13 protein-coding genes and 2 tRNA genes are annotated in these 10,468 nt (G+C 45.7%); 10 read left to right on the top strand and 5 right to left on the bottom strand.

What is annotated here, in order from left to right; genetic code table 11:
• A complete protein-coding gene (locus EA408_10570; protein TVR70826.1) occupies nt 1-1,215 on the top strand; it encodes a hypothetical protein in 1,215 nt (404 codons plus the stop codon).
• 138 nt (nt 1,216-1,353) lie between these two features.
• Here EA408_10570 and EA408_10565 read toward each other — a convergent pair.
• Nucleotides 1,354-1,426 (bottom strand) — tRNA-Lys (locus EA408_10565).
• Between the two features lie 212 nt (nt 1,427-1,638).
• On the opposite strand from EA408_10565, the gene EA408_10560 reads away from it, so the two are divergent.
• The 7 genes from EA408_10560 to EA408_10530 all read left to right on the top strand — a co-directional run bounded on the left by EA408_10560 (nt 1,639) and on the right by EA408_10530 (nt 6,110).
• Nucleotides 1,639-2,448: an SDR family oxidoreductase gene (locus EA408_10560; GenBank protein ID TVR70825.1), complete on the top strand. Its 810-nt coding sequence runs from the start codon at nt 1,639-1,641 to the stop codon at nt 2,446-2,448.
• Nucleotides 2,449-2,589: 141 nt separating this feature from the next.
• Complete coding sequence (locus EA408_10555) at nt 2,590-3,000, top strand: acyl-CoA thioesterase (protein ID TVR70827.1); 411 nt, start codon at nt 2,590-2,592, stop codon at nt 2,998-3,000.
• A 227-nt stretch (nt 3,001-3,227) separates the two neighbouring features.
• On the top strand, nt 3,228-3,740 hold the full coding sequence (locus tag EA408_10550; GenBank protein TVR70824.1) for a DUF4252 domain-containing protein: 513 nt from the start codon (nt 3,228-3,230) through the stop codon (nt 3,738-3,740).
• Between the two features lie 114 nt (nt 3,741-3,854).
• A complete protein-coding gene (locus EA408_10545) occupies nt 3,855-4,373 on the top strand; it encodes an RNA polymerase sigma factor (protein ID TVR70823.1) in 519 nt (172 codons plus the stop codon).
• A complete protein-coding gene (locus EA408_10540; protein ID TVR70822.1) occupies nt 4,363-4,971 on the top strand; it encodes a hypothetical protein in 609 nt (202 codons plus the stop codon). The genes EA408_10545 and EA408_10540 overlap by 11 nt, the downstream gene beginning before the upstream one ends.
• Nucleotides 4,972-4,989: 18 nt before the next feature.
• Nucleotides 4,990-5,496, top strand: a complete 507-nt coding sequence (locus EA408_10535; protein TVR70821.1) for a DUF4252 domain-containing protein — start codon at nt 4,990-4,992, stop codon at nt 5,494-5,496.
• A gap of 41 nt (nt 5,497-5,537) precedes the next feature.
• Nucleotides 5,538-6,110 (top strand): DUF4252 domain-containing protein, encoded by a 573-nt coding sequence (locus EA408_10530; protein ID TVR70820.1) that lies wholly within the window; start codon nt 5,538-5,540, stop codon nt 6,108-6,110.
• A gap of 3 nt (nt 6,111-6,113) precedes the next feature.
• Here the strand turns inward: EA408_10530 and EA408_10525 are convergent, their stop codons facing one another.
• The 3 genes from EA408_10525 to EA408_10515 all read right to left on the bottom strand — a co-directional run bounded on the left by EA408_10525 (nt 6,114) and on the right by EA408_10515 (nt 8,688).
• Nucleotides 6,114-7,376, bottom strand: coding sequence for a metallophosphoesterase (locus tag EA408_10525; GenBank protein ID TVR70819.1), 1,263 nt, complete (start codon nt 7,374-7,376; stop codon nt 6,114-6,116).
• Between the two features lie 158 nt (nt 7,377-7,534).
• Nucleotides 7,535-8,161, bottom strand: a complete 627-nt coding sequence (locus EA408_10520) for a peroxiredoxin (protein TVR70818.1) — start codon at nt 8,159-8,161, stop codon at nt 7,535-7,537.
• Between the two features lie 254 nt (nt 8,162-8,415).
• Complete coding sequence (locus EA408_10515; protein TVR70817.1) at nt 8,416-8,688, bottom strand: hypothetical protein; 273 nt, start codon at nt 8,686-8,688, stop codon at nt 8,416-8,418.
• 294 nt (nt 8,689-8,982) lie between these two features.
• On the opposite strand from EA408_10515, the gene EA408_10510 reads away from it, so the two are divergent.
• Nucleotides 8,983-9,054: transfer RNA gene (locus tag EA408_10510), tRNA-Gly, on the top strand.
• 419 nt (nt 9,055-9,473) lie between these two features.
• The gene (locus EA408_10505) at nt 9,474-10,028 is read left to right on the top strand and encodes a hypothetical protein (GenBank protein ID TVR70816.1); all 555 of its coding nucleotides are present in this window, start codon (nt 9,474-9,476) and stop codon (nt 10,026-10,028) included.
• 11 nt (nt 10,029-10,039) lie between these two features.
• Here EA408_10505 and EA408_10500 read toward each other — a convergent pair.
• On the bottom strand, nt 10,040-10,468 hold a 429-nt coding region (locus tag EA408_10500; protein TVR70815.1), incomplete at its 5' end, for a hypothetical protein.

Genomic DNA, 10,468 nt, shown 5'->3' with positions numbered 1-10,468 from the left:
ATGATCAGCGGTATTTTGGTACTCAATGAATTTGTCTTCCTTAAGAGTCTCCACGGCTCGCCTTACCAGGTCAGCATGCTGTTTCAGTTCAGCATGGTGGTGCTCATTGTTTCGGTTTTCATAAATGAGATACTGAGAAGGATCAGGAACAAGCAGGGGCTTCTGCGTCGGACTGCAGTCATTACCAGGCTGCCTCTACTGTTCCTGCTTTTTTTCCCGCGTAATATTGCTGAGATGGGAGGTGATTCTGTTTACCATTATATGTTCCTGTTAATATTCCTGGTATACTACCTGGCAACTCCTCTTATTTTCCCTTCAATCAATATTCTCCTCAAACAGAATTACACATCTGAAAGCTTCGGAAAACTATATTCCTATGCAACCTCATCAAAAAAAATAACAACACTGGCTTCCACATTCCTTTTCGGTCTTTTGCTGGACAGGGATCCTTTCGCATTCGTTTATATTTACCCTTTGGTTGCTGTACTGGGGATCATGTCGGTATATCTGCTAACCTCAATACCATTTGAAAGTGAGGATAGAGCATCACCCGGGATATTCAGCGGCCAGCTCTTTTCAGGTGCACTTAAAAGGGTAGCTGACATATTCCGGACCAACAGGCCATACCTCCATTACCAGGTTGGCTTTATGCTTTACGGGCTTGCTTTTATGGGTACCAATTCAGTTATCACCATCTTTTACGACAGGGCAGTGGGGCTGAACTACTCAAGTGTAGCTTTTTATAAGAACTTTTATAATCTTATTGCCATTTTTCTGCTCCCGGTTTTCGGAAGGATGCTTGCAAACACCGATCCAAGGAAATTCGCATCACTCACTTACGGCTCACTTGCCATGTATCTATTATCATTCCCGGCTACCCTGATTTTCCCTGTTTATATTGATTTTATGGGTATCCAGATATATTTTGCTTTACTTGCGGGAGTGCTGTTCAACAGTATCTTTATTTCAACCATGGCAATCTCATGGAGTATAGGATCGGCATTTTTCTGCAACCGTAATGAAGCCGGTGACTACCAGTCGATCCATTTGTCGCTTACAGGGGTCAGGGCGCTGTTCATGCCGCTGGCGGGTATATTTATATACGAAATTGCAGGATTCACTTTCACCTTCGCCATGGCTGCTTCTTTCCTGGCCCTGGGCATTATAATAATGTTCTGGTCTCAGAAGAAATACAAACTCAACAACCGGGAGTGAAGAAGCAGAATATAAGGCTGGTATAGCAAAAGTCCATAGTAAAACAGGTAGAATAACCTTAAAAGGATACAACATTTTCAAAGCACTGTTACACCATAGAATCAAAACAGGCGGGGGAAGTATCCCCGCCTGCCGGAGTGATTCAGCTGAGGCTCGAACTCAGGACCCCATCCTTAAAAGGGATGTGCTCTACCAGCTGAGCTACTGAATCATCCTGTAACTGTTTTTGAAAACGTTTGCAAAGATAACATCTTTAAATTTTATCACAAAGCTTTTCTCCTTTTTTAGATTGAAGTAATTTGCCGTGCCATCATTACAAGCTGGCTGTCAATCTTATATGCTCAGGGGTAGGATACGGCAACAAGGTGTGATTGAAATGATCAAAAAGATTTATTTATTTTAGGAGATTATATTTTTATCAAAGTGGAAAACAAGACAGTAATAATTACAGGTGCATCATCGGGTATCGGCCTTGCCTGTGCGTGGGAGTTTGCCGCCAAAGGCGCCTCAGTTGTGCTGGCTGCAAGGAATTTTGAGAAGATTTCCGCTACTGCCGGGAAGATGAGAGAGAAGGGGTACCGGGCGCTGGCAGTCAGAACTGACGTATCGGCCGAAGCCGATTGCAAAGCCATGGTTGAAGCAGCCTGTAATGAATACGGCACTATCGATGTGCTTGTAAACAATGCGGGACTCTCAATGAGAGCGCTTTTTGGAAATACAGACCTTAAGGTCCTGAAACAATTGATGGACGTCAATTTCTGGGGGTCGGTATACTGTACCAAATATGCCCTCCCGTACCTTCTGGAAGCAAGAGGGTCGGTGGCCGGCATCTCTTCGATAGCGGGGTACCAGGGCCTGCCGGGAAGAACCGGTTATTCCGCATCCAAGTTTGCAATGCATGGTTTCCTGGAAGCTTTGCGGATTGAGTATATGGACAGGGGGCTGCACGTGTTGATCGCTGCACCGGGGTTCACCTCCTCAAACATCAGGAAGACGGCACTTTCAGGCGACGGATCCGCACAGGGTGAATCTCCCCGGGCAGAGGAGAGGATGATGAGTGCCGAAGAGGTTGCGCGGAAAATTGTAAAATCCGTTATCAAAAGGAGGCGGACACTGAATTTGACAACCCAGGGAAGACTTACGGTATTGCTGAAAAAGTTTGCTCCTTCGGTACTTGACCGGATGGTTTACAACCACCTGGCAAAGGAGCCCGATTCACCCATTAAAAAATAATTTGCCATGAATTGTCATGAAACCCGCATCAGCCTTCGGCAGACAAAATAACATAAACAAACCATGCGGGTTCCATACGTTCAAGGCACTGAATACCGATAGTATGCTAAACATAATTCACTTCTTATTAATTTGATTAACATGATTTGCACGTATGAAACACAGGTGCGCGTAAGATATGGCGAGACAGATGCCATGGGCGTTGTCTATTATGGAATTTATCCGCTTTACTATGAAACAGGAAGGACCGAAATGATGCGTCATCTCGGGTTTACATACAGGAAGATGGAGGAGATGGGCATTGTAATGCCCGTCATTTCAATGGAGTGCCGGTACCGTAAACCAGCCAGGTATGATGACCTGCTGACCGTCCGGACCATAGTGCGCGAAATGCCCCGGACAAGGATAGTGTTCGACTACCTGATCCATAATGAAGCCGGTGAACTGGTCAACGAAGGAAGCACCACCCTGGTCTTCATTGACAGGGAAAGGGAGAGGCCCGTCAGGATACCTGAATTCCTTGTAAAGGTGCTTGAGGGCTGCTTCAGTTGATAAACTTCAATCGCGATAAATAGAGTTAAGTATTGCAGATCACCTTACAATATGCCAGGCCTGTAAAAACCAAATATATTCAGCAAGCAATAATTTTTTTATTGCTGCTGTAATGAAAGGTAATTATGTTCGTCTTCATTCTGAAAGGGTCGACCGGCAAACGTTGTTTAGCGCTTCCGGCCACAAGAAAATCAGAAATTGAATATTAAAAACTAAATTAAAAAGAGATGAAGAAGACGGCAATTATACTCGTAATGGCCATAATGCCCCTGGCAATGGCCGCACAACAGGATGTGCCCGAGCGGATATTTCAGAAATATTCCGGCATACCTGGCATAACAAGCGTGCAGATCTCACCCGGAATGTTCAATCTTATAGCCGGTATGGATCCTGATGACCATGACCTTAAAAGCCTGGCATCGGCTGTAAGCTCAGTTCTTATTCTCCATGCACCAGAGGCTTTGGTGAAATCACACTCATTCAACCTCTACGATGAAGTGCTTCAGGACCTTATGGTTGAACAGTACGATGAGCTTATGCGGGTGAGCAGTGATGATCAGCAGGTCCTGATGCTTGCCAGCGAGGAGGGGGGATTGGTAAAGGAACTGATACTGCTGGTCGGAGGTGATGGCGATAACGCATTGATATGCATTAAAGGCAGCATTGACATGAATAAGATAGCGTCACTCTCTGGAATAAATGCACCCGGAATGCAGCATTTCATGCACCTCAATGATTAAAAATGTGCAGCAGCAGGTAATGGGCTGCAGGCTGCCGGACAATAAAAAATGTCACCTGCAATATGATTATTCAGCTACAGGTGCTTATTTTGTAAAACAACTCTCTTTTGTTCGATGCAGATGGATACAAACCGGTTTAAACAGGATATACTGCCTTTGAAGAACAAGCTGTACCGGTTTGCCTGCTCGATACTGAGCGACACTGATGAAGCACAGGATGCCGTACAGGAAGTGTTCATGAGACTATGGAACAACAGGAAAAAGCTTGAGGAACTCAATTCACCGGAGGCATTTGCAATGACCGTAACCAGGAACTACTGCCTCGACAGGATAAAAGCAAGAAGGACCGTATCCATTGAGCAGACGCAGAGTTTGAAACGGACTGAAACGGGAGATGAAGGCCCTGAAAGGATTGCCGAGATGAAAGATACTGCCAAATATCTGAGAAGACTGATGGAGGAACTCCCCGAACAGCAGAAAGCAGTCCTGCACATGCGTGATATTGAAGGTTACGGTTTTGAAGAGATAGGGGAGGTGCTCGATATGAATATTAATGCAATAAGGGTTAACCTCTCACGTGCCAGAAAAAAGATCAGGGAACTATATCTAAACACGGTTGAACATGGATATTGAAAGGATAAAAGCCATGCTGGCTGAATATTATGAAGGGAATACCGGAAGGGAGGAGGAGGACCTGCTGAAGCGGTTCTTCACTACTGAGGATGTACCCCCTGAGATGGAGGCTGACAGGATGCTGTTTATGTCGCTGGCAAATGCCTCTTCGGAAGGTATACCTGACAAGGATTTTGATGAAAAGGTGATGGCAGCCATTGGTGAAAATGAGCGCAAGAAGTTCCGGCCAGGAAAAAGCCGGATGCTCTATATGGTGTCAGGCATAGCTGCATCAATACTTCTGCTGGCAGGTAGTTACCTGCTGCTTTTCGACAGACAGGTGCAGGAGAGGATTACATATGATGTTTATTATACCGAGCAGGAGATGATACTGGCCTACGAAGAGGCCAAAAACGCGCTGATCATGGTCTCTTCGGTTATGAATACCGGAACAGAAGAGCTAAGGCCGCTCACAAAAATTTCAGATGCAACACGTGAGCTTGAGTCAATGCACAGGTTTCACCAGGGTGCGACCGAATTAAGAGCGTTGACACTGTTTGAAGAGACCGTATCAGGCCTGCGGAAGTCCGCTATAGATAGTGAAATCAAATCTGAATAACCAAAAAACAACAATAATATGAGAACTACAGTGATTTTAGCGACAATTATGCTGATGCCGTTCTGCCTTTTCGCACAGGGCAGTCCGGTAGACCGGCTGTTTGAAAAATATTCGGGACGCGAGGGGTACACCTCCGTCTATATTTCGCGCCATATGTTCAGGCTGTTTGCAAATCTTGAGCCTGAGAACAAGGAATTTGAAGAGGTATTCGGGAAGCTCACCGGGATAAGGATCCTTGCATCCGACCAGAAGTCACCCGCAGGTGTTAATTTTTTCAATGAAATAATGGCTGACCTGCCTGCCGGCGAATACGAGGAGCTGATGGTCGTCAGGGAGCGTGACCAGGACTTTAAATTCCTGATAAAAGAGAAGAATGGCCTTATAAGCGAACTGCTTATGGTTGCTGGAGGAGCCACCAACAATGCGCTGATCAGCATCCAGGGCAATATTGACCTGAACACTATAGCCCGGATATCAAAATCGATGAATCTCGAGGGACTTGATGCCCTTCAAAAAATTGAATAACCTCCTGTAAAATTATAATTATACCTTTGCAAGGGTTTGCCATGGGCAGGCTCCTGGCATATAAACAGAAACTGATGAACACAGTCACAAGAACATTACTGGCCGCAGCAACCTCGGTTATGATCCTTTTCCCTGCCTGCACCAGTGAGCCAAAGTCTTTCGAGGATGAGGTAAGGCACCTTTACCAGGATAACAGGGGGTTCTTTTACCTGAAGATACCCCCGGCCCTGCTGACGCTGGCTCTAAGCGTGGCAGACGACCCCGGAATGAACCGCTTTTTTGGCGATGCCAGGCAGGTCGGGTTGATATCATTCGGCGAAGGCATACCTGCATCAGAAAGCAAAGAGATTATCAGAAATCTGGAAGAAATGCTGACCAGGTACCAATACGAGGAGCTTATCAGGATATCTGACAGTGGCAGGCTGATAAATATGAGAATGAAGGAAAACAGTGGCAGGGTAACCGATCTTGTGACCATAATTTCGGAAACTGATGGTCAGTTAATGGCGATAACCCTTTCGGGGGATATTGATATCGAGCAGATTGTTATGATGGCGGCCGATTTTGATTTCGGCCAGCTTATGGAACTCCGGGCAATGGGAGGGAGGCGGTGAAGCCTAAATTCCTGATTTAAGTTCAATGACGGTTATTTCGGGAGGCATGCCGATGCGGCCCGGAAAAGCCACATAGCCAAGCCCCCTGTTCACATAAAGGAACTGACCGTTCTCCACGTAAAGGCCGCCCCATCGGGGATACCTCATCCTGCTGGGACTCCAGCGAAAAACAGCAGTTTCAATGCCCACCTGCATTCCATGAGTGTGGCCCGACAAAGTAAGATCAACATTGCTTTTTCCAAGCACCCTGGCATCCCAGTGTGTCGGATCATGCGAAAGGAGTATTACGAAAGGATAACCGCAGGTACCATCAAGAGCCTCTTCTAGGTCTCCGTACCGGGGAAAAGGCGGCTCACCCCAGTTTTCTACCCCAGCCAGCACAATGGTATCGTTGTTGATCACCAATGGTTCCCATTCATTCATAAGCAGCCTCCAGCCCATCTTCTCCTGTGCGGCGAACATATCCTTCATATTGGCTTTCTTTTGAGCCTCCGACTCCCACTGAAAATAGTCGCCGTAATCATGGTTCCCAAGAACGCTGTAAACACCATGGGGGGCGTTTAATTGGCCGAGAATGCCGGTAAACCCCTCAAGTTCGGCGGTAAAGTTGTTGACCAGGTCGCCGGTGAACACTATCACATCGGCCTGCTGCCTGTTGATGATCTCAACCGCCTGCCTGACCCGGTTCGGATATCCATGGAAACTGCCGATATGCAGATCTGAAATATGGACAATACGGTACCCGTCAAAGGAGACCGGAATGCCCGGCGAACGTATCTCTGTCTCGCTTACGCGGAAGTCAAAGCGGCCGACAGCCACACCGTAAATAATGGCCAGGAACGGCAGGATGGCAATTATGATACCCGCACGGCTCAGGAATTTCCTTCGTGGCGCGTTTACTTCCCCGGAAGGGAATTTCCCTTCTTTGAAGTATAATTTAACCAGGCCTGCGATCTTCTCAAGCAGCAATATCAAATCTTCCAGGAGATGGAAAGCGGTAAACACCAGCTTCGGAATATAAAACAGTAGGGTATAGGCCACGATGTAGTAGTACCTGTTGAAAACGGCAGGAGATGGGTCGGCCGGTCGACTGTAAACTGCATGGATCACAGCCAGAAACAGAATTACCGGCACTAGCCAGTAAAGCACCCGGAACACTGTTTTCACCAAACCGGATGAGGGCATGTCGAAAACTACCTTGAGACCCTTATAGGCATAGAGATCAACGAGAAGTACAAAAAGTGCAAAAACCAGTACGGGAAACATTCAACCAGAATAAATAATCGCTATTAAAACAGACAACCCGGCATTTTGTTGTTTACCATCAAAAAAAGAGGTGCGCCTTGCACCTCTTTTTGTAAAAACACCGTAACCGGTAAATAAGCCTTACCTGAATCATTAAAATGCTTCAGGCTGCGGCATGGTCATTTCAAATCCTTTTTGGCCAGGTAGAAATCAACCATTTCGTAGTTACTTTTCATCCTCTCTTCCATGTCATCAACAGTTTTTGGAGGAGGGACTATTGCCTTGTCACCCGGCTGCCAATCAATAGGAAGTGCCACCTTATGCTTATGAGCAGTCTGCAGGGCCTTAAGGGCTCGTATTATCTCATCCATGCTGCGGCCGATATTTAGTGGGTAATACATTATTAAACGCACAATACCCTCTGGATCAATTATAAATACGGCGCGAACAGCCGCAGTCTCACTCTCTCCTGGTTGAAGCATGCCATAAAGCTTTGACACCTTCATGTCAATATCGGCAATTATGGGAAATTTCATTAGTATACCCAACTTCTCCTTAACATTGTTCACCCATGCGATATGTGAGTGAATGCTGTCAATGCTCAGCCCCATAAGCTTGGTGTTCATGGCTTTAAATTCATCTTCCCGCAGGGCAAACGCCGACATCTCTGTGGTGCATACCGGTGTGAAATCTGCAGGGTGTGAAAAGAGTATCACCCAGCTTCCTTTGTTGTACTCAGAGAATTTAAGGGGCCCAACTGTTGTCATCGAATTGAAATCCGGCGCAAAATCGCCAATTCTCGGCATTACATTTACTGTTTCCTGTTCTTGTTCCATAACTGTCTTTTTGTGATTATTAGGTTAAACATATTCTACCACCAGCAGATCTGGTCTGAACAATAGTTACACCATTGTTAATAAAATAACAAAGAAAAAACCGAATTGTTCAAACCTCAGAAGAATAACAACAACATAAATTATATTCCTATGAAGGCCAGCAAAATAAGTAGTTACTGGGATTTTATTCCTGCAGGAGGAAGGTCAGCAGGGATCACCGCATACTAATAAAATACATCCCAGAATTTTATGTCAATGGGTGAGATGATCCCCATTTTTTCAATGTCTTCGGGGGAGGTAACCGATTCAACATATTCATTGGCTGCATCAATTGATTCTATGCTCATCAGCACCATAATGCGGTTTGAGTTATCAAACTCCCTGAAGATATTTTCGACCCGCAACCCGGCCTGGATGCGTTTTGGCTCATTCTCACCGAACGCCTTATACCATTTCTTGAAATCCGTTACTTTATATGTAGCTATAAGATAGATCATTATACAAAATCAACCTTTAAATAAAATATACATCAATATTAGGTTATTTGTTTAAATTTAAAAACTTTCATCTGTATTTTTATCATATTGAACAATGTTACAACGCCTCTTTGGCTCAGCCGGCCAGACCAGCAGTTTCTTAAACAACATAACGCGGGTCCGGGTCCGGGGAGCGGCTCAGCTTTTCATCCGGCAAGACCACTTAACAGGCCCTTCTATTTGAATCCATAGTGAGGCCCGAGTCCGTGGCGTCATTTGGTTATTTGCAATAAAGAATTAATTTTGGTGCAGAATGCGGGAGTAGCTCAGTGGTAGAGCATCAGCTTCCCAAGCTGAGGGTCGCGGGTTCGATCCCCGTTTCCCGCTCTGAAAAACAGGAACTTGCAGGCTTATTTTGCAGGTTCCTTTTTATTCTTAAAGCGGTTCATTCCCCCTGCCATCCGGGCCGGCAAGAGCAAGTACCAAGTGATACTTCGGGACTCTGCCCCGGGGTTGTGTACTTGCTCATAATTATATCAGGCTTACAATGTTCTTGTTGCCATAATTCTGTACGACTACCCTAAGGTTCCTGGTCATACAAGATGAAGCGGGCGGCATACCGTATTCTTGCTGCAGCAACCCATATTAATGACCGGTGATCTGCATCACCTGTCCTCACGGTGTCATATCACCATCAAAACGACAACTGTTACCTCATATCAACGTAAAAATTGATAGAAACCAATCCTACTGACATGAGAACTTCAATATTGTCAATCATAATCGCCTGTTTACTGCTGCCTTCATTGAAGGCCGGTCAGTTCTACAATTGTTCGGAATACAAGATCATCGGTTTATCCATGTATCACTTTACCTCCGGCAGCGGCTATGACCAGAGCTTAAGCTTTAACGCAAGCATAGAAAAGGACAGAAAACACCTAGAAGGGGGACTGATAATGCAGCTCGGATCAGGCCGGATCTCAGGAGGAGAGGTGATTTACAGGCAATACCTGTCGCCGGTATACAAAAGTTACGGCCAAAATCAGAATTTCAGGTTTTATCTCCAGCTCAATCTGATCTTCCGTGAACACCTTTTGATCAGTGATCCCGGCTCGATTCCGGTTGCAATGCATCAGGAGGCTTTTCAGGGCAGAAAAGTTCCCACATTTGAGCAATATGCCGGAGCCGGCGCTATGGTCAGGATACATAACAATCTCTTTGTTAATGCCAGCCTGGGTTATGGCCTCATAATGGGCTCTGCGGATAACTACCAGGTTGAATCCTCCGGCCCTGTCTCCTACAAAAGGTATGACCACGGTATGTCGGCAAAATTTGGACTGGGTTACTTCTTCAAGAGATAATCGTATATGAGTCAGGGCCCGGTTTTTTCGAAAACAGCAACAAGGCTGTCCCTTAGCTGTGGCAGGGCAGTAAGAGGGGCAGCAATAAGCCTTTTAAAGCTGCCGGAATTATAAAAATTAACCGGATAACAATCCCTTACTTCAAGGCTGGCAGCAACTCCAATTTCCTTTAGTTCCCTTTTTGTATATTCCCTGTAATGCCCCGGGTTGCCTTTGTAGTATCTTATCCTTTCAAATGGATTGCCCCCGGAAAGCATTGTAATCCTGTTCCTGAGCGAAACAGCATTTGGAGTTGTTACAATTATGATGCCTCCCGGTTTAAGCATACAGGAGAGCATCAGAAGACTTAATTCCGGTGCCGTATAAAGATGCTCTATTGTATCGCCATACACTATCAGGTCAAAATGGTCAGGGTAATCCGGATATATTTCTGTATTTGC

This window comes from Marinilabiliales bacterium, assembly GCA_007695015.1.
Lineage (GTDB): Bacteria > Bacteroidota > Bacteroidia > Bacteroidales > PUMT01 > PXAP01.
Note: the sequence above shows the minus strand (reverse complement) of the source record. Positions and strands in the feature narration are given on the sequence as shown.